The organism is Candidatus Rhabdochlamydia porcellionis (genome assembly GCF_015356815.2).
In the GTDB taxonomy this organism is placed as follows: Bacteria; Chlamydiota; Chlamydiia; order Chlamydiales; family Rhabdochlamydiaceae; genus Rhabdochlamydia; species Rhabdochlamydia porcellionis.
This window is the reverse complement of record NZ_CP075585.1, coordinates 342,598-363,177: the sequence shown is the minus strand read 5'-3', so window position 1 is coordinate 363,177 and position 20,580 is coordinate 342,598. Positions and strand designations below refer to the sequence as shown.

At 34.0% G+C, this 20,580-nt stretch carries 15 protein-coding genes; 8 read left to right on the top strand and 7 right to left on the bottom strand.

Annotation, left to right across the window (positions count from 1 at the left end; all coding sequences use genetic code 11):
* Positions 1 to 233: 233 nt before the first annotated feature.
* The 4 genes from RHAB15C_RS01715 to RHAB15C_RS01700 are packed head-to-tail and all read left to right on the top strand — an operon-like array spanning position 234 to position 5,415.
* Entirely contained in the window at positions 234 to 440 is a 207-nt protein-coding gene (locus tag RHAB15C_RS01715) for a hypothetical protein (protein ID WP_194845016.1), read from the top strand.
* Between the two features lie 56 nt (positions 441 to 496).
* Positions 497 to 1,081, top strand: a complete 585-nt coding sequence (locus tag RHAB15C_RS01710) for a flavoprotein (protein ID WP_194845017.1) — start codon at positions 497 to 499, stop codon at positions 1,079 to 1,081.
* Positions 1,074 to 2,384 carry a lanthionine synthetase LanC family protein gene (locus RHAB15C_RS01705; protein ID WP_194845018.1) on the top strand — a complete coding sequence of 437 codons (1,311 nt, stop codon included), beginning with the start codon at positions 1,074 to 1,076 and terminating at the stop codon, positions 2,382 to 2,384. The genes RHAB15C_RS01710 and RHAB15C_RS01705 overlap by 8 nt, the downstream gene beginning before the upstream one ends.
* 7 nt (positions 2,385 to 2,391) lie before the next feature.
* Positions 2,392 to 5,415, top strand: a complete 3,024-nt coding sequence (locus RHAB15C_RS01700) for a lantibiotic dehydratase (protein WP_194845019.1) — start codon at positions 2,392 to 2,394, stop codon at positions 5,413 to 5,415.
* A 70-nt stretch (positions 5,416 to 5,485) separates the two neighbouring features.
* Here the strand turns inward: RHAB15C_RS01700 and RHAB15C_RS01695 are convergent, their stop codons facing one another.
* From RHAB15C_RS01695 to RHAB15C_RS01670, 6 genes are read right to left on the bottom strand one after another with little or no spacing between them, the layout of a single operon-like run.
* On the bottom strand, positions 5,486 to 7,438 hold the full coding sequence (locus RHAB15C_RS01695) for a site-2 protease family protein (protein ID WP_194845020.1): 1,953 nt from the start codon (positions 7,436 to 7,438) through the stop codon (positions 5,486 to 5,488).
* 19 nt (positions 7,439 to 7,457) lie between these two features.
* Entirely contained in the window at positions 7,458 to 8,600 is a 1,143-nt protein-coding gene (dxr, locus tag RHAB15C_RS01690; protein ID WP_194845021.1) for a 1-deoxy-D-xylulose-5-phosphate reductoisomerase, read from the bottom strand.
* Between the two features lie 7 nt (positions 8,601 to 8,607).
* Positions 8,608 to 9,600: a metal ABC transporter permease gene (locus RHAB15C_RS01685; RefSeq protein ID WP_194845022.1), complete on the bottom strand. Its 993-nt coding sequence runs from the start codon at positions 9,598 to 9,600 to the stop codon at positions 8,608 to 8,610.
* Complete coding sequence (locus RHAB15C_RS01680; protein ID WP_246587588.1) at positions 9,597 to 10,925, bottom strand: metal ABC transporter permease; 1,329 nt, start codon at positions 10,923 to 10,925, stop codon at positions 9,597 to 9,599. The genes RHAB15C_RS01685 and RHAB15C_RS01680 overlap by 4 nt, the downstream gene beginning before the upstream one ends.
* A complete protein-coding gene (locus RHAB15C_RS01675; protein WP_194845023.1) occupies positions 10,922 to 11,689 on the bottom strand; it encodes a metal ABC transporter ATP-binding protein in 768 nt (255 codons plus the stop codon). The genes RHAB15C_RS01680 and RHAB15C_RS01675 overlap by 4 nt, the downstream gene beginning before the upstream one ends.
* Positions 11,673 to 12,554, bottom strand: coding sequence for a metal ABC transporter solute-binding protein, Zn/Mn family (locus RHAB15C_RS01670; protein ID WP_194845024.1), 882 nt, complete (start codon positions 12,552 to 12,554; stop codon positions 11,673 to 11,675). Before RHAB15C_RS01670 ends, RHAB15C_RS01675 begins: the two co-directional genes overlap by 17 nt.
* Positions 12,555 to 13,126: 572 nt before the next feature.
* Between RHAB15C_RS01670 and RHAB15C_RS01665 the strand changes: the two genes are divergently transcribed.
* The 3 genes from RHAB15C_RS01665 to lepA all read left to right on the top strand — a co-directional run bounded on the left by RHAB15C_RS01665 (position 13,127) and on the right by lepA (position 17,518).
* Positions 13,127 to 13,675, top strand: coding sequence for a hypothetical protein (locus tag RHAB15C_RS01665; protein ID WP_194845025.1), 549 nt, complete (start codon positions 13,127 to 13,129; stop codon positions 13,673 to 13,675).
* Positions 13,676 to 13,968: 293 nt separating this feature from the next.
* Positions 13,969 to 15,555 carry an NTP/NDP exchange transporter gene (locus RHAB15C_RS01660; RefSeq protein WP_194845026.1) on the top strand — a complete coding sequence of 529 codons (1,587 nt, stop codon included), beginning with the start codon at positions 13,969 to 13,971 and terminating at the stop codon, positions 15,553 to 15,555.
* A gap of 154 nt (positions 15,556 to 15,709) precedes the next feature.
* Positions 15,710 to 17,518 (top strand): translation elongation factor 4, encoded by a 1,809-nt coding sequence (lepA, locus tag RHAB15C_RS01655; protein WP_194845027.1) that lies wholly within the window; start codon positions 15,710 to 15,712, stop codon positions 17,516 to 17,518.
* Between the two features lie 74 nt (positions 17,519 to 17,592).
* On the opposite strand, the gene RHAB15C_RS01650 is transcribed toward lepA, so the two are convergent.
* The gene (locus RHAB15C_RS01650) at positions 17,593 to 18,828 is read right to left on the bottom strand and encodes an MFS transporter (protein WP_194845028.1); all 1,236 of its coding nucleotides are present in this window, start codon (positions 18,826 to 18,828) and stop codon (positions 17,593 to 17,595) included.
* A 406-nt stretch (positions 18,829 to 19,234) separates the two neighbouring features.
* Between RHAB15C_RS01650 and RHAB15C_RS01645 the strand changes: the two genes are divergently transcribed.
* The gene (locus RHAB15C_RS01645; protein ID WP_194845029.1) at positions 19,235 to 20,536 is read left to right on the top strand and encodes an ankyrin repeat domain-containing protein; all 1,302 of its coding nucleotides are present in this window, start codon (positions 19,235 to 19,237) and stop codon (positions 20,534 to 20,536) included.
* The last annotated feature ends 44 nt before the right edge of the window (positions 20,537 to 20,580 follow it).

The window sequence follows — 20,580 nt, the reverse complement described above, 5'->3', positions numbered from 1 at the left end:
TTTATTATTTAAAAAATTTTAAAGTTTTAAAAATACAGAAATATTTCGTGAACGACTAAAAGACATGATCAATATAGATAAGATCATACCGTAGGATCACATATATTCATTTTTTTCTTTAAATTTTCTTGCAAAAAATAATACACATACAATATATATCTTTAATATTTTCTTAAAGCAGAAAATACTTTTTGCTAAAAGAAAATTTACACCTAAAAAACACGGAGTTTTTTATGTCTATTGAACAAAATTCATCTTATTTTAGAACTGCAAATACAGTTAAACCTTCTTTTTCTGAAGAAATTTTTACAAAAAATGCAGATCCATTCGATCTGGATTTTCAATCAGTAAAAATTGAGGATAACTTGGTTTTAGCAAAAGGTGGCGGTGGCGATGTCAGCTTTATGACACTTTTTCAGAGTATTTTTCAAAAATGTTAATTACCTAAGAAGTCCTCCCTATTAATAGGGAGGCCTTTTTTAAAAAAAGACTTGTTATGAAATCAACAAAATTATTAATAGGAATAACCGGATCTATCACTGCTATTCATATCCCTGTTTATCTATATACTTTGCTTGAAGTATTCCCCAATATTAAAATAATCATGAGTCGAGCAGCAGAAAACTTCATTCGTAAAGAAACCGTATCTTTAATTATTGAAGATGTTTATACAAGTATGTTTCCTTTTTCAAAAGAAGCTCGAACCCATATTCAACTTGCTCATTGGGCGGATATATTTATCATTCTTCCTGCAACAGCTAATATAATTGCTCAAGCAGCTCATGGGCTTGGAGAAACTCTTCTATCAACAACAATCTTAGGATATGAAAATCCTGTTATTTTTTTTCCTAGTATGAATGATTCCATGTGGAAAAATCCTGCAATGCAACAAAATCTATCGCTTCTCGATAAATTTGGACATCAAGTTATATCTCCAATACAACGACTTATAATGGAACATGCTTCAAAAGAAAAAAAAATAGAAGGATCTATGCCACTGCCTAATGAAGTGCTAAGCATTTTGGAAAAAGAAGTAAACAAAAGAAAAACAACTCAAAAAAAAGATAATTGCCATGTTTGATTCTATGCTGATCTGTGAAAATATCGCTGAAAAAATGCGTGACCCTAACATCGTGCGAAAAGTAGCCTTAAACACATTTCATAAGAACCAAGTCGAATACCCAATATGGCTAGAAGAATCTTTTATATCTGGAATTCCTGGGATCTCCTATTTTTATGCAGCTATGCATAGTGCATTCCCTAAAAATTCCTGGGACTTAGTTGCTGAGAAATACGTTGAATTATCTCTTATATGTTTACAAAAACAAGGAATTTCAAATTGCTCATTATTCAATGGATTAACGGGATTAAGTATTGCCATTTACCTTTCATCTAATCACGGAAAGCGATATCAAAATCTGCTATCAAAACTAGATGACTTTTTCATTAAAGAAGTAACCCGATCATTTCTTCAAATGAAGTCTCATTATATAAAGAAGGAAATATATATCCCTCCTTATTTTTATAATTTAGCGCAAGGAATTAGCGGCATTATTAGCTACCTTCTTTTTAGAAAAGATAATCCTTATTTGAGAAAATTAGCCTTTGAATTAATAGATATGTTGGCTCAAATATTATCATTTAATAAACAATTTGATTCTCATCAAGTTCCTGGGTGGTATGTTTCTCATGACTCTTTATTTTTTGACGAAGAAAAAAGCCAGTACCCGAATGGATGTTTTATATTAAATCATTCTTTTGGAATTGCAGGTTGTTTAGCTGCTCTTTCATTGGCAGCAGCAGATGGATTTCGCATGTCTGGACTATACGAATCGATAGATCTTGTTTCAACTTGGTTAAAAAATAAATATCAAACCCTTATGGATAATGAATGCTGGGAAACAATCATACCTCTTAATATAAACGATCTGGCTACACCTGGTATAGCTCAAGATAGTTGGGCTAATGGTTGGCCTGCATTGCTTAGATCTTTATTTTTAGCAGGCCAAACATTGAATGACTCCTCTTTAATTAGCTTTGCTAGCAATACCTATATTTCTCTCTTTAATAAAACAGAAAGCAATCGATTAGATCCCTCTTTTTCCTTTGGTAAAGCAGGACTTCTTTCAACTACTTACCTAATGGCAAAAGATATGGAAAACTATCAGCTTTTAAAAAAATCTGATAGTTTAGAAAACGAATTAAAAGCAGATTACCATCCAAATCTACCTTTTGGATTCAAAGTAAGACATCCTAACAAAAACGGAAATGATCAATGGACGGATGACCCCGGTCTACTCAATGGATCTATCGGCATTGCACTTTCTTTAATGCTTGTTCAGCAAAAATTAGATCCTAATTTAATTAGAATTTTTTTGATTTAGAAATTTTATGAAAGAACCACCAATCTATGAATGCGCTGATTTTTTTCTAATCAGACATGCTCACTACCCGATTCAAGTGCTCGACTCAATTACAAGAGAACAAGATCCAATCAAATATATTTTTAAATTTTATGAAAATAATGCTCTATTTAAAGAAGCAATTGCAATAGCCAACCCCGATCTTCATCAGTTTATTAAAAACTTAAAATCAAAAAACAAAAAAATTTTTTTTAGTCTTCTCAAATATCTATCGAGAACTTATTCAAGAGCCACTCCTTTTGGTTTATTTTCTTCTGTAAATTGGGGGGTATTTCATTCTAAGACAGAATTAACATTCGACATAAGTTCTATACAAAAAAAAGCAAGACCTAGTATGGAGTGGGTAGCTGATCTTATAGATCTATATCACTCAGAAAAGACTTTTGTACGAGATTTGTACGTAATCGCAAATCCTCAAATTATCTTACGTAGCGGAAGAGCTATCATTATAAAAAATGCAAGTATTGAATCTAGAAAAAATTACAATTCCATTCAAAATACGGAAGCTTCAGAAACCGTTTTTGCATTAGCTAAAACTTCTATTCGATACAAGGATTTAGAAAAAAAAATGATTACAATTTATCCAAATATTGAAAAATCCAAAATAGAAGAATATTTATGGCTTCTTTTTCAAAAAAGGTATCTTCTATCCGAATTACATATGAAAACACATTCCTTACCGGAACTGACTAAAATCACACAAAGAATACCTTTTCAGAATTTAAGTGATCTTTCTCAATCTATCAGTGCATATGAAAATGATTCACTGTCTAATGATAGAATAGGAAAATTAGAAGAAGTTTATACGCAGATGAAGAATATCTCAAAAAAGGTTAAATTCACTCTTCAAGTAGATGCTCATTGTAAAATTTCTGATGTATTCCTCCATAAAAATGTTCAAAAATCTATAGAAAAAGCAGCTAATTTATTATGGCTTATTTCTCATGAAGAGCAAAAACTCGATAATCTTGTAGACTTTTATCATCACTTTCTTGAGAAATACGGTGTAAACCGACTTGTTCCACTGTCTGAGTTATTAGGAGAACCTCATGTTTATGATTTCCTGTTAAAACAAACTGACAAAAAGAAAAAGACCAATTTAATTGAAACTTTTATCTTCTCGCAGCTTTCAGCAAAAGAAATCATTCTAGATGACATAGTTCAATTACTACCTAAATTAACAAAAGAGGAGCTCCAAAAAGCCCCTCCTTCCATTGAGCTTTTATTTGAACTATCCGCTCCCTCTTTAAAAGATATTAATCAAGGAAATTTTAACTTAATTATTCTTGGAATGACTCCTCAAGCCGGAAACGCTTTTGGGAGATTTCTTTATTTATGGGATGAGGCAAAAGTAAAGAAGATGCAGGAGTTAAAAAAAAAAGAAGAAAGTTTACATCCTGAAATTTTATTTGTTGAAACATCATTTTTTCCTGAAAACCCGAGATTTGCAAATATTTGCTTTTGCAAAAAAACAAGAAAATATCAGTTAAATATATATGGCTATAATGATTCGAAAAATACGCTCCAGTTAAATGATTTATACATAGGAGCTAACGCTGAGCAGCTTTATATTTATTCTAAAAAACTAAATAAAGAAATTTATACTGTGCTAAACAGTGCTATTAACCCCGACTTAGCCCCTTTCCCTTTAAAGTTTTTATTGACATTATCAAGATATCGATTTTCAAATTTTGCACCTATGCTTTCTAGCTATTTGACTTCTATGCTTTATTTTCCAAGAATTCGCTATCAAAATATTGTTTTTTCTCCAGCTCAATGGTACTTTAATTATCAATCACTAGAAATCAAAACAACAGACTCTGAGAATGAAATTAAAATTAAACTACTCAATGCATTCAAAAAATATGATGTTCCTTTTCAGATTTACTTAACACAATCCGATAATCGCCTCTTAATCAACTGGAAAGTGGGTTGTTTTTTTGATTTAATATTCCAACAATTCAAAAGTAATTTCGAAATTTTTTTAGTTGAAAACCTAATTGACTTAAATAATAGGGTAATTAAAAACTCAAAGGGAAATTACGTTTCAGAATTCGTAGTTCCATTGACAAAAAATAGAGCTTATGGATTTGAAAGCTTGCATACTTCTTATCCTCAAACGAAGCAACTCTCTATTCAAGATCGAATATCTCTACCTGGGGGTGAATGGCTCTATGCAAAAATTTTTCTTCCAATAGAAGAAACTGAAATATTTTTACAAAAAACCCTTTTTCATTACTTAAATTATTTAACAGAAAAATATGAAATAAAAAAATGGTTCTATGTTAGATATAAAGAAGAGGATTATCATATACGAATACGCATTAATGCTCCTCATTCAATTTTGAACTCTTCTATTTTACAAGACATCCATCAATGGATTTCTCATTTATTACAAAGTAAATTGATCCATGATTTTCATATTTGTCCCTATAAAAGAGAGATTGAGCGCTATGGAGGACCCGATTCTATTGATCTAGTTGAAGAATTTTTTTTTATTGACACTATCTATTGTTCTGAAATCCTTCTAAAGGCAAATAAAATCACGGATGATATACCAATATACATAAAACCTCTTTTTGGAATTATCAATATTTTAAAGCATTTTTATACCGATAATGCATTAGTTTTAGCTTTTCTTACTCCTAATAGAGAACACATGAATTTATTATCTGGTCTACGCCCTTATAATCGAATAATCATGCAATATACAAAATTCTTATTCTTAGAGCAAATTGAAGAAAATTTACCAAATTCAAAAGGAGATATAATAAAATCTCTATTATCTAAAACAACAAATACGCTAAGTTCTCTTGCTAAGAAAATAAATGATTTAGAGCAAGCTGAAATGCTTTGGAATACAAAGAGAAATATTTTAGATAGCCTTATTCATATGCATTGTAATAGGATAATTGGATTCGATAAAAAACTAGAAATAAAAGCTCGCTTAGCAGCGCATCATTTTTTATCCAAATCAATGATAGCTTATTAAATTAATATGGATCTATTTTTAGAAATCAGAAGAAAAAGCACTCTTTTAAAGAGTGCTTTTTCTTCTATAGCTACAATAACCTTTTTATGATTCGAGAGAGATCTTGATAGGTAAGATAAATAAAGAGAGTAACTAAAAATACGACAAAGGGAATAACTAGCTTCTGCATGGTTTTTGCCTTGATAGGTTTTTTAGTAACCCATTCCCAAATAGAAAAACAGATATGACCTCCGTCTAATACTGGAATAGGAAGCAGGTTTAAAACGCCTAAATTCAAACTAATCATCCCCAGCCAAAAAAGAGCTTCTTTACTTCCTTCAGCCCAACTCGTATGCATAATTTCTACGATTCCAATTGGACCCGTTAGAGCTTTTGGAGTTAAAATTCCAGTAACAAGAGCCATTATTGTTTTACCCATTTCTTGAAAGGCGCTTGAAAAGAGTACTAAAGGAGAAGGGTTATAATTCACTTTGCAATCAGCTAAACTTACACCTAATCTAAGTTCTTTTTGCTGATCTTGCCATGTTTTTAATGCTTGATCTTTAATTTTAGGATCTTCAATGGCATCAATCATCTTACGTTGCTCTTGCAATTGATGCGTATGAAACATCTTGATAGATTCTGGTAGAGGCAATTGACTAAATGGCTTAGGCTGTACTGGCTTGAGCAAATGCAAATTCCCAACAGTTTTTATTAACTCATCTGTTCCAATAGAATGAACAATCTTTCCGAGTCCATGCCAATCTACCTGATCGACAAATGCTTTATCAGCTGTTTTCCAAGAAAGAGCCTCAAGCGCTCGGCTATCTCGAGAGACAACCATTTGTACTAAGTGGGTTTGTAGTTGGTTTAATAATTCATATCCTGAATGAATTTTTACCCCATCAACAGCTATGATTTGATCATTTTCTTCTAAAGGGACTTCTAAAAAAGATCCTTTTTTTAATTCATGTATCTGCTCTTGAGAGTCATTATTAAAAAAGGAAATTAAGCGATCTACCTTGCAATCCGAAGTAATTTGATAGGGAACAAAATACAGATCATTTAGCTTGCCTTGTATTTTAGCTTCGTTTTGCCAGTCGCTAATCTCATCTTTTTGAGATGCATTTATCCGTAAATCAGAAACTTTTAAACGGGGAACTCTTGTTAGAAAAACCTCAGAACCTCTTTTAATTGTAAGCAAAGCCTTTTTTTGATTAATTGTAGATACTAATTGCTGCCTTGAGAAAATAATCTCTCCATCTACCCACACAATGCGATCTTTATTTTGGATCCCACTATTTTCCATGGGAGACCCTGCAGGAATATTTGAATTCACAGCGCCCATAGTTTGAGAATAGATCAGAAAGTTAGCAGGTTGCACAGCTTGCATAATCAATCTGCTTCTCTCTATTCCTTTTAGTTGATTTGTATCATTGCAAATTAGAGTAAAAGGGTGTTGTTTTTGGTCTAGATAATTGATTTGAGTTCCTTGAATCTTAGGGGCTTGTTCTTCTAAAGCGACATACGCATAGAGCTGTCTAAATTGAGATAGAGGTTTATTGTTAATTTGCGTAATACGATCTCCGGGATAGATCTCTGAAAAGCAAGCTTCTAAATCAGAATCAACCCAACCTACAATTTGCGTATGATCTGAAAAAGAATCTTGCCTTCCTCCAGAAAGCCACAGGACACAAAACATGAATAAAGCAAAAACAGCATTTATCAAAGGCCCCATAAAAGCGACTTTAATTCGCGCCCAAGGCTTTTTTGCATAAAAACCATTAGGGATTTGATAAGGTTCTAAAGCTCCTTCTTTTTCCATTCCTGCAATTCGTACATATCCTCCAAAGGGAAGCCAACACAATTGCCATTTCACACCTTGGTATTGCCAATTACAAATGGGACTACCAAATCCAATAGAAAAAACTTCTACTTTCATTCCTTCTTTTCGAGCCATCCAATAATGTCCAAACTCATGAATAAACACGATAAGACCAAGTCCAAAAGCTGCTAAAATAAAATAGATCACGCTAGATATCATAATATATTCCTATACCTTTTTAAACAGAGTTTGCATGTAAACGACCAAGTCTATCCGTTTCTAGAATTTTTTCCAAAGTTAGCTCTTTCTCTGATTGATAATTCATTAATAATTTTTCTAATTTATTTGAAATATCTATCCAAAGAATTTCGCCCTTCACAAATCTTTCCACTAACACTTCGTTCACCGCATTTAAATAACAAGGAGTTGTTCCTCCTTGCTTTAATGCATAATAACAAAGATTTATACATTTAAAACCAGGATCAGGCGGTAAAAACTCCAATTTGGAAAAATGTGCGTAATCAAACCGCTCAATTAAGCCTGGATAACGTTTAGGATAGCTCAGTGCATATTGAATAGGAACTAACATAGTAGGAGCAGACATTTGAGCCAACACCGAACCATCAATAAACTCAACCATACTATGAATGACGCTCTGCGGATGAACAACAACTTCTATGTTTTCAGACGTAATGCCAAACAAAAAATGCGCTTCAATTAGTTCTAATCCTTTATTCATTAAAGTCGAGGAATCAATAGTATTTTTTACACCCATCTGCCAAGTAGGATGTACAAGAGCTTCTTTTAACGTAACTTGAGAGAGTTTATCGCTAGAATAATGTAAAAAAGGTCCACCAGACGCGGTTAAAAGCAACCTTTTCACAGACATATGATCTTTTCCCTCTAAGCATTGGAATAAAGCACTATGTTCACTATCGATGGGAATGACAAAAGCTTCATGTTCTTTTGCAGTGCGCATGATGAGTTCTCCTGCAGCTACTAGAACTTCTTTATTAGCTAAAGCTACATTTTTTCCCGCTCTTAGAGCGCTTAAAGTAGGCTCTATTCCTACGCTTCCAGACATAGCAGATACAATAATATCAGCTCCTTGAAGAGAAGCTACCTCTTTCAATCCTTCTATACCTGTAACAATTTTTTGTTGAGGTAAGCGTTTTTGTAGCTCAAATGCTTTTTGCTGATCATAAACTGCAATGATTTGTGGCTGCCATTTATGTGCTTGTTTTTCTAAGAGATCAATTTGAGAATGAGCAGCTAATGCAACTGGCTTGAAACCCTCAGATTTAAGATGATCAATTACATCTAAAGTTTGGGTTCCAATGGAACCTGTGCTACCTAAAATAACTACATTTTTTTGCTTCATATAGTACTCATTTTAATTCTAAGCATTTTTTTTGTTTAGCTACTCTAGAAAGAGTGACGGATCCTTTTATTTTAATAAACAATAAAGAAGCACAATAAATAACCGTGATTATAAACACAACAAGACCAGCTGTGGATAAAGGCATATCGTACACAGAGAGTAAATGCCTGGTCATAGCCACACTAAACAAAGAAGAAAAAGATCCAATCATACAAGAGTAGAAGATCATGGGTTTTAAACGTTTTGTGAAAATTCGCGCAATGAGAACAGGACCGACAAGCAAGCTTAATACCAATAAAACCCCCACAGCACGAAATGCTCCAATTACAGTGGCTGCGGTTAAGACCATTAACAGGTAATGAAATAGAGAGGGTCTTACTCCTAAAACTGTTGCAAAGCAAGGATCAAAAATAACTAATTTAAACTCTTTAAAAAAGATCCCTACTACAAATATATCTAATAAAACAACCCAAGAAATAAGCTTTAAATCATCTAGATGCAAAGCATCTACATTACCCATTACAGCTTCTATCCCTAAATGAGTGCTCTTTGTATACATAGTTACAACCGTCACACCTAAAGCAAAGAAAAGAGTAAATATAAGCCCAATACTTGCATCTTCTTGCAATCTTAAAGAATGGATAAGAAATTGTGTAAGCACAGTTGTAAGTATAGCAGTGATAAAAGCTGCTAATAATAAAGCATAAACTCCCATGATAACTTGGGTTTGTTGTGTGGAGAAAAAGGCTATAATTAGATAAGCCACACTAATCCCTAATAAAACCGTATGAGATAAACTGTTTGCTAACATAGTGCTTTTCTTTAAGACGAGTAAACTTCCCACAATTGCGCTTGCACAAGAGATTAAGCTCAATACAAAGATCTGTAATTCATCAGAGGCTATTTCTGTTGAGGAAAGCTGTCCGTTAAAAAAGAGAAATAAACGTTGCATAAATACTGTAAAAAAAGAAAAAAAATCTTTTGCAAAATAGGGATTCATAAAGTTGCTTCTTTTGCCGGAATAGGTTGCAAATGAGGATCTTGTTTAGGGTCATTTAAAAGTTCTGTCAGCTGAGCTTCTATCTCAGGACTGATGATATGTTCCATCTCTTCTGCACTTCGGTGCACTTTCTCTATCCCCTGTCCTAAGTAAACTAAATACGCCTCCCACAATCTATGCAAACGTATGACCCTTGCTGCTCTTTGGACCCCATCGCTAGTTAAGTTATACTTAAAATCTATTTTTTTTAGCCATCCTTGTTGTTTAAGGTATCCAAGAAGAAGAGTGGTATGAACATAAGGCAAACTAGATTTTGCTTGTATCTCTTTTTTGGACAACCCTTCTTGAAGCTGCAACTTCCACAGCAATTTAAGTAGATTTTCTTCCTTGCAATTCCATCGAAATCTAGCAATTCGCCATAAGCGAAATGCAAAACCTCTTGTAGGGCTAAAAAATAAGGAGAAAAAAGCTAAAAATATAGCTACTAATAGAATCATAGGCCCTGTTGGGAAAGAAAATCGCTCATTACCAAACCATTTAGGAACTTCAAAAGATAAATAATTACCTAAAAACCCACTAATAGCTCCAAAAACAGCAGATAAAATAAATATTTTACTTAATCGATTGCTCCATTGACGAGCAGCAACCGAGGGAGCAATCAACATACCGGACATCAAAACAACACCTACACTTCGAATCCCAATGACAATTGCTAAGACAAGAAGGAAAAATAATATTGTTTCAATCAATCGCACAGGAGTATTTAAAACCCTTGAAAAATCCCTGTCGAACAAAATAAGAATAATGGGTCGGTAGCAAAGCAAAATAATAGCTATAACAACCAAAGTTAACCCTGCATAAATCCAAATATGGGCCTGAGTCATAGTAGCTACTTGTCCATACAGAAACATTTGTGCCATTTTATAATAAATGACATTTGTCGTTTGCATACGACTTGCAAATAAAACTCCTATTCCAAAAAAAGAAGAAAGAATAAAGCACAGCGCTCCATCATCTTTTATCCTAGTTAATTTCTGCATTTTTTCGAGAAACCACAAGCCTATACAAGCAGAAATAAATCCCCCAACTAAAACACTTAAAGAAACCAAGTTGTATTGCCCAGGAAAAAAAGTGGATAAAAAGAGCAAAGATAAAATAACCCCTGGATAAGCCGCGTGAGATAAAGCCTCTCCTAACAAAGATCGCTTGCGCATAAGAACAATTACACCTACAAGAGCACTTGATAAACACATTAGCATGCTAGCAATTGTTGGTGCTTGCAGGACAGGATCAGAAAAAAATTGCCATACAGAAGATAAAATCACGACACCCCTGTAGCCTTGTTTTGTGTTAACTGAGCTGCCTCGTCTAATAAAACATGTGATCTTCCAAAAGTACGCATAATCATATCAGAACAAAAAACCTCTTGCACAGAACCATTTGCAATTAAACATGTGTTTAATAAAACAGCCCAATCAAAATAGGCCTTTACAGTTGATAAATCATGGTGCACAACAAGTAGAGTTTTCCCCTGGGTCTTGAGCTTATCCATTAAAACTACAATGGCTTTCTCTGTTGCTATATCAACCCCTGCAAAAGGCTCATCCATTAAATAAAATTCTGCTTCTTGTAAAAGAGCTCGAGCAATAAATAATCTTTGTTGTTGTCCTCCAGATAATTGACTAATCTGTCTATCTGCAAAAGAGAGCATCCCTACTAGGCCTAATGCCTTTTTTGCAGCTTCTCTATCTGCTGCTTTAGGCCATTTCAAATACCCTATCTTGTTATACCTACCCATCAAAACAAGCTCAAAAGCTGTGATAGGAAAATCCCAATCTACAGAAGAGCGTTGAGGTACGTAGGCAATCTTATTGCGAGACTTTTTAAAAGTCTGATCCAAAAAAGTAATGGTACCCGATAGCACATCAACCATTTCTAACATAGCCTTTAAAAGAGTGCTTTTTCCTGCTCCATTAGGTCCAATAATTCCTACGAGTTTTCCTTTTGGAATGTTTAAGTTAATATCCCAAAGAACCGCCGTTTTGCCATAAGTCACCGTAAGATTTTCTACTTTAATAGCATTTTGCATGTAAGTCCTTAGTTTTTTCCCATTCTGAAAGAATTGCACTTGTATTATGCCACATCATATCCAAGTAATTACTGGCCCCACTATCTTTTCCTCCCATTGAATCGCTATAAAGAGGAGAATTAGCCATGTGAACCTTGAGTCCTTTTTTCTGGCAATCGTGAATGATCTTGTTCAATGCGTCTCGATTAACACTAGACTCAGGAAAAACCGTCTGGATACGCTTTTCTAACAAAAAATTTACAATGCATTGGATATCGCTTGAGCTTAATTGTCCATCTGGAGCTAAACCCTCTGGTGCATTTACTCGGCTTTGCCAATACTCTTCATCAGGATTTGATAAATAAGCTCGTGTAAAATAATTAAATGCATCATGGCTTGTAACAAGATAGCGTTGAAAAGAAGGGAATTTATGCATTGCATTGTAAATCTTTTTGTCCATTCTTTGCATTGATTCTAAAAGATTTTCTCCGTTATGCTTATAAAATTCTGCCGATTCAGGATCTAATCTAGATAATTCTTGCACGATGGGGTCTATGATTAGACTCCATAACGAGATATCCATCCAGATGTGAGGATCAACTGTCCTGTCTATATAAATCATTTCTTCTGGAACTAGGTGTGCTACTACATCCCCTAAAGCAATGGCATTTTTATGACTTAATAAATGATTGCTTAAGCTAGCCCCATGTTCCAAACCTAAACCATTATAAAACACAATAGTTGCCATCCGAAGCTTTTCATCATCTCCTTTGACCATTTCGTAACTATGAGGATCTATTTGACCTAAAATAAGAGGCATGTGTAAAATGTTTTCTTGTCCAATTTGTCCTACAATATCATCTATCATAGCTACAGTAGATAACACTTTAATCTTATCACTAGGTTGCATCCATTGATTAAATAGATTTGACGATACCCTCGTTTTACTACAACAGGATAACAGAAAAAGAAAGCTTAAAAACCCTATAGAAAAAAAAGATCCAATTATTTTTATCCGCTTATTCATTTAGACCAAACTCTATTTTAAAAAAAGTCATTTTATCAATTATTGGCACATTAGTAAACCTATAATTACTTCTAAATACGGAATAATCTTAAACTCTTTCAATCCAAAACTCAAATGCTAAGAGATATTAGCAAACATCTGTCTTAAAAAATTAAGCAAAATTAAAAAAAATCTGAATAGATTAAATCTTCTTAGAGATTTTTTGTAAAATACAAATAATTATTGCAAAAAAAGAAACTTGTCATAAAATTAAAGGAAATTACTTTATCTATAAATTTAAAAGCCATGTAGAGGATCTTAAGCATTTAAAAAAAGATAAATTCATAACTGTATTTATAGTTATCTGTAAAGTTAAGATTGAAAATAAAGAAACAATTTAGTTTAATCTAAAGACTCAAAAGAAAACAATTTGCAACAAAAGGGACGCCTTTATGAACCATAAAGAAGATATAGTCGAGCATAAAACAAAAAATTTAAAAGAAATCGAAGACGTTATTGCAAAAGCAATTAAAAAAGTCAATGGAAGAAAAGAAAACGATCTCTGTAAGTACTTACCGATGACATCAGGCGGTTACATGCACCATTTTACTTTAAGAAAAATGAAAACCCGTCAACCTCATGAACTCGGCTCTATGCTTGAAAAATATATTATTAATTCAGAAAGACCAGCTACTGTCCCTCCTAAACAACGCGCTGCTAGAGGTTCTCGCAAACGTCGCGATCAACTTACTTTTACCCGCAATCAAATTGAAAGAATGCTAAATATTGCTCGTTTAGCCGGAGATAAAGAAATGGTTTCCATTTTAGCCCCTAAAAAATCTTTAGCAACTTGTAAAAGAGAATTAATTGCCTCTATTCGTCATTCTCGAGTAGAGCCTGATTTATGGAATGCTTATGTAGAATCTCTAAATACTCAGCAAAATCCACCTACCAATGCTTCTTTAATGGATATTCTCTCTGCTATGCAAAGCAACAAGTAATTCATCTGAAAGCACCTGTTTGTTGATTTTTAACAACTTAAAAAAGCAGGTGTTTTTCTTATTTATCTCATTATCAATGTTTTAAAATTAAAAAAAACATTTATTTGAATAAATAAACTCTTAATACTCCGTAAATTACTCTTGAAAAGAAATAAATTTGTGGTATAATTTATTAGTTGTAACGTAGATTTGAAATGTCAAACTTTATTTGCTTAAAAACCTTTTAAGCCTATCGCAATCGACTTCAGTTTACAAAAAAATTGTTTGAACCTTGTCTAAAGGATTATATTATTATGTCAGAAACAAAAAAAACCGAATTTGGAAAATGGAGATCCTTTCTTTGGCCCGTGCATAATTTCGAGCTGAAAAAGTTACTCCCCATGTTCTTTCTCTTCTTCTTTATTAACTTCAACTACACAATTTTGCGAGATACTAAAGATGCGCTAGTTGTTACAGCCCCAGGCTCTGGTGCTGAAACCCTTCCTTTTTTAAAGGTATGGGCAGTTCTACCTCTGGCTGTGCTTTTTATGATTGTTTATTCTAAATTAAGCAATATCTTTAGCAAACAAAAGCTTTTTTACTCCACAATCTCTTTTTTCATTGGATACTTTGCCTTATTTGCTCTTGTATTTTATCCAAACCGTGAGTTTTTCCATCCCCATGATCTAGCTGACAAGCTACAAACAATTCTTCCTCAAGGGTTTAGTGGAATGATTTCCATGCTCAGAAACTGGACCTTTTCTCTTTTCTATGTGATGGCAGAATTATGGGGTAGTGTAGCCATATCCTTACTTTTTTGGGGTTTTGCTAATGATATTACCAAAGTATCTGAGTCTAAGCGCTTTTATACTTTATTTGGATTAGGAGCAAACGTAGCTATGCTCTTTTCTGGCCCTGCTATTATTTACTTCTCAAAAATGCAAAAAGGGCTCTCTGCAGGAGTTGATGCATGGGGAATTACTATAAATTATATGGTTGGTATGGTATGCCTTTCAGGCCTTATCATTATGGCAATTTATAGATGGATCGACAAGAATGTTTTAACAGACAGTAGATTTTATGATCCTAATGAATTGCGCCGTGTAAAGAAAGAAAAGCCCAAAATGTCTCTTAAAGAGAGTTTTTTATTCCTAACTCGCTCTAAATACATTGGCTGTATTGCCGTTTTGGTAATCGCTTATGGGATTGCAATCAATTTGGTGGAGGTAACCTGGAAAGGACAATTGAAGCTCCAATATCCTAATGGCAATGATTATCAGGCCTTTATGGGACAGTTCTCTACAATTACAGGGGCTATAACTATCTTTATGATGTTGTTTGTCGGGGGTAACATAACCCGCCGTTTTGGTTGGAAAGTCGGTGCTTTGATTACTCCGATAGTCCTATTGGTTACAGGAATTTGTTTCTTCTCATTCGTGATTTTCCGCGATTCTTTAGCAGGCATGATTGCCCTTCTAGGAACAACACCTTTAATGCTAGCTGTGATATTTGGAACTGCTCAAAACATCATGAGTAAATCCGCTAAATATTCTTTATTTGATCCTACAAAAGAAATGGCCTATATCCCCCTTGATCAAGAATCAAAGGTTAAAGGAAAAGCTGCTATTGATGTTGTAGGAGCTAGATTAGGTAAATCTGGCGGATCGCTTGCACAGCAAGGATTAATAGTAGCCTTTGGTTCTTTAGGAGCAGTTACTCCTTATATTGGCGGTATTTTACTACTGATTATCCTTGGTTGGATATTTGCAGCCAACTCTCTTGGTAAACAATTTGCAAAATTGAGCGCTGAGAAAGATGAACAAGCCAAACTTGCAGCTGAATCTATTCCAACAGAAGCAGCTGTTAAACCAAGTGTAGAGCAAGAGGTAACTACTAGTTAAAGTTTTTCTCTTCTTTTACTTAATTTGACAAGAAACCCCTTTTCTGTTCATACGAAAAAGGGGTTTTTTATTTGAAGACAAATGCAATAATTGATATTGAGCACTTTAACCAAAAATAGTAGAATAGCATCGACTTTAATTCTTTAGGACTTTCATGTTTACATACAATCGCAAACAGATTCGCAATTTTTCTATTATTGCGCACATCGATCATGGAAAATCCACGATTGCAGATAGATTATTAGAAATTACCGGTACCATTTCCATTCGTGAAATGCAGGATCAAGTTTTAGATGATATGGACTTAGAAAGAGAGCGTGGGATTACGATTAAAGCGCATCCTGTTACGATGTATTACTTAGCAAATGATGGGGAAATGTATCAAATGAATTTTATAGATACTCCAGGACATGTAGACTTTTCCTATGAAGTATCTCGTTCTCTTTCTGCTTGCGAAGGAGCTTTACTTGTCGTTGATGCAGCACAAGGTGTACAAGCTCAGAGCTTAGCAAATGTGCATTTAGCCATTGAACGGGACTTAGAAATTCTTCCCGTAATCAATAAGATAGATCTTCCTTCTGCTGATATAGAAGGAGTAAAGCAGCAAATTGAAGATGTCATTGGCTTAGATACATCTCATACCATTTTATGTTCTGCTAAAACCGGAATAGGAATTAAAGATATTTTAGAACAAATTCTTATTTTTATCCCCCCTCCTTCCGAACCTGTAGACGATACCCTTCGTGCATTGGTTTTTGATTCTCACTATGACCCATATCGCGGGGTTACCGTCTATATACGCGTCATGAGTGGAGAAATTAAGAAGAAAACCCTGATTAAAATGATGGTTACAGATAAGGTCTTTGAAGTTCTAGAAGTAGGTATTTTTTCACCAAAAGAAAAGCCAGTTGATACATTAAGACCTGGAGAAGTAGGGTATCTTCTAGCAAATATTAAAAATACAGCTGATGTAAAAATCGGTGATACTATCACTTCTGCTCGCAAATCAGCTATTGATCCTTTGCCTGGATTTAAGACGATTTCTCCTGTTGTTTTTGCGGGTATTTATCCCGTTGATTCTTCTGATTTTGAAATGTTAAGAGACGCTCTTTTCAAACTCCAGCTCAATGACTCTGCCTTGCAGGTAGAACAAGAAAGTAGTATGGCTTTAGGATTTGGCTTTCGTTGTGGGTTCTTAGGCCTTTTGCATTTAGAAATCATTTTTGAAAGACTCCAAAGAGAGTTTTTTTTAGACATTATCACAACAGCTCCTAGTGTTGTCTATAAATTTACCCTAACCGATGGTAAAAATCTACTGATTGATAATGTTGCTCATTATCCCGATCCTACTTTCATTGAATATATTGAAGAGCCTTGGGTAATTTGTCATATCATAACTCATTCTGAATATTTAGGTGCTATTATGAGTTTAGGGATGGATAAACGTGGAGAACTCACTAAAACAGAAACAATCGATGCAAAGAGATTACTATTAACCTATAGATTCCCCTTGAATGAAATTATTACCGATTTTAATGATAAACTGAAATCAGTTACTCGAGGCTATGGTTCTTTTGATTATGAGTTTGAAAAATATGAAATCAGCGATATTGTAAAATTAGAGATTCGCGTTAATGAAGAGCCAGTAGATGCTTTTTCCTGTCTTGTTCACCGCACAAAAGCTGAAGGTAAAGGAAGAGCTATCTGTAAAAAACTAGTCGATGTGATCCCCATGCAACAATTTAAAGTGCCAATCCAAGCTGCTATTGGAGGGAAAATTGTAGCTCGTGAAACCATTCGCGCATTGACTAAAAATGTCACTGCTAAGTGTTACGGTGGAGATATCACACGTAAACGCAAATTATGGGAAAAGCAAAAAGAGGGAAAGAAGAAAATGAAAGAAATTGGCAAGGTAAATATCCCTCAGTCTGCTTTTATGGAAATACTTAAAGCTAATGATTAATTTAATAAAAGTCCCCAAATAATACTACTTTGGTGCTTTTATTAAATGTGTACACAACATTAGTTTTTTTACATTCATAAGCTTTTTTGACTTTCTTGTATTTGTACTTTTTCTCCAGGAGAACAAAGCAATAAGATGAATCCACCAACCCCTAAGCAAAGCGCTATGGGAATTACAGCTACGCCATACACGAGAGCATGAGAGAAGTCGGGCCCTCCCATAAAATTAACAATGCCGCCTATACTGGCATGAAAAGCATAACCAAAGATCATAATGATCATATTGGCGACAGCTGTAGTTAATCCAGCCACCTGCTCGCGTACATAAGTTGAAGCTTTGTAAATAGCTAAAATTTGATAAGCGCAGCACATTCCCACTAAAACAAAGCCCACAGCAAGGATGCCAGGTCCTAAGTACCAAAAAAGCATAAGAAAGAAACAAACTGCCATTATTACTCCAGATCCAATAATCGTGGTCAGATTGCCTATTCTCTCCGCAATCAAACTTAGCACAGGAGCTCCAAAGCACATCCCCATAAAAATCATCGATGGTATACTAGCGGCCACTCTCCCATCAAATCCATAGGCCTGCTTTAAAAATACAGTTCCCCATACATCAGCAAATCCTTCTAAAGGACCCACCATCATCCCAGCAAAAACACAAGACCAAATCACTCTCTTATTGCTTAATACTTCTTTAATATCAGAGAACATTGTTTTTTGTGAGCGATTTTTCATATCTGGAACGATCCAATAAGTAATAATTGCTAATAATAATCCTAATACAGCAAATAATTGTATGACTGTTTGGTAACCAAAAACCTCCCGCATATAGCTCATAGGCCCTCCTCCATAGATTGCGCCTATTAAACCTATGGTTACAGAAAGACTTAACATACGAGGAAATAACTTTTCATTAAATGTCATCCTAATGATTTTAAAGACACCTAAAATTGCTGCAGAAGAACCAACTCCTATTAAGAATCTCCCAGCAATCGGATAAACCCAATGCTCAGAAAAAATAAGGGGCAGTAACCCTACTAATGTACAAAGTATACAGGCAGTCATCATTTTCTTTGGACCATAGTGGTCCAACATAATACCAATTGGTAAATGCATAAATGAGTAACCAATATAATAAACCCCAGAAAATTGACCAAAAGTTGCTGCCCCAATATCAAACTGCTGCATAATATCACTCAACATAATGTTAGGCATTACTCTTAAAATATATTGGTATGCATAAAAGATAGATGCAATAATCCATACTGCCCATGCAATTGGGCGAGAGTTTGAAGGCACTGCATTCATAAAAAATAATCCTTCGTAACAAAATTCAAGTTTTTTAGATCTTAAAGCTAATAATAAAAAAATGAAAAAACTAAATACATTGGTCTATGCCTATCGGCACAGAAAAAGAACAAGGAAAGAAACAAAAAGGATTTTTTCTGATAGGCAAAAGTCAAAACATAAACAGTTTTTTTGTATTTACGAAAAGACTCATATCATATCTTAGCAGAAATCAACAAGAAAAATTTATGATAAGTGTTTTTACAGTTTAAACTAGTTTCTTATAGAATCCATTTTTGAAATCTCTCAGAAAATTATTTAATTCAATAAGAACTTCTGATAATGCTTTTTATAGATAAAATTTTTGCAAGGCATAAAACATAACCATTAATATCTAAAATTTACTTATTTATACTTAAGGATTTAAGTGTCTATTCAGTTCACTAGCGAATATTTGTTGCTCAACCCACCCAAGCGCATAGCAGCTCTTTTAATCCAACCTTATGCTCTGGGTTATTCTTATTTAACTTGTACAATGCATACAAGATTTGAGGATAAATCCTGCAAAAAAGTCTTATCTGCATTCATAGGAACAAGCCTGCTCATTCTTATAGCTAGTACGATCATGTATGTTGCTCTAAAAGTTTTATGTTCTTATAACCACCAAGCTGCAGAAACTGACCGGGTACCTCATACCTCAAATTTCCAAAATTTTGATAAAATTATTTATATTCAGAATATAGAAAAAATCAGAAAAGAAGCGCATACTGCGACAAAAAAAATTAGAGACTCCTTAATCAAAAAAGGTATCCAGGATTTCATAAATGAAATCAACGGAACTGCACAACAATTGATAGAAACTCTATCCGATATTGATTTTTGCCACAGTCTCACAGAAAATGTACAGTACGAGTTGCTCCATATCAAGGAACAAGTTCAGCATTTAGTCAATACTCAAGGGGAAGAGTCCATATCTGCCTCTTCACAACCCATAGTAATATCAGAAGATGCTTTAAATTGGGTTCAAGAAATTTCTAATGCAGCAAGATCAAGTGACAAAAATAAATTCGAAATTCTTTTAGAAAAGGGAAAAAAGAGTGAGTTCATTAACCTTAAGTTTCCACGCTTTTTTAATGGAACTCTCTTTCATCATCTTTCAAAAATGGATCGAGCTAAAGACTATCTTAGTCTACTTATCTTTGCTGGTATAGATCCATCATTACAAGATAATTGGGGTAATACGGGATTAATATGGGCAATAGCCAACGCGCGCAATACTAATGCATCATTAATTTTACAGGAACTAGGTCCAGGATCTTATTTAGATATCCAATGCTTTCTACATCAAAATACTGCTCTACATTTAGCTATTGCTAAAGGATACAAAAAACTAAGCAAACATAAAGAACCCCTTGAAGTTTCCAATCTTGAACTTGTCAATATCCTTCTAGATTTGAAAGCCAATCCCAACTTACAAACCAAGGAAGGTTACACTCCTTTACACCTAGCATGTTTAAGAAGAGATTATGCTATGATTTCTGCCTTATTAAATGCAGGGGCTAGTCCTGATATTAAGGATAATGAAGGACAGACACCAAAGGATCTAATAACCATTGGCTATAGACAATCCTCAAAAGTTCTCGAAGACATTTGTAACATTTATCTGTTGGATGAAGAAGAATACGAAGCTAATTTAGAGAGAATTAAAAATATTTTTAAAAATATCTAATTAACATCAGAGCAGCCTTCTTTAAAGACTCTAATCAAAAATAA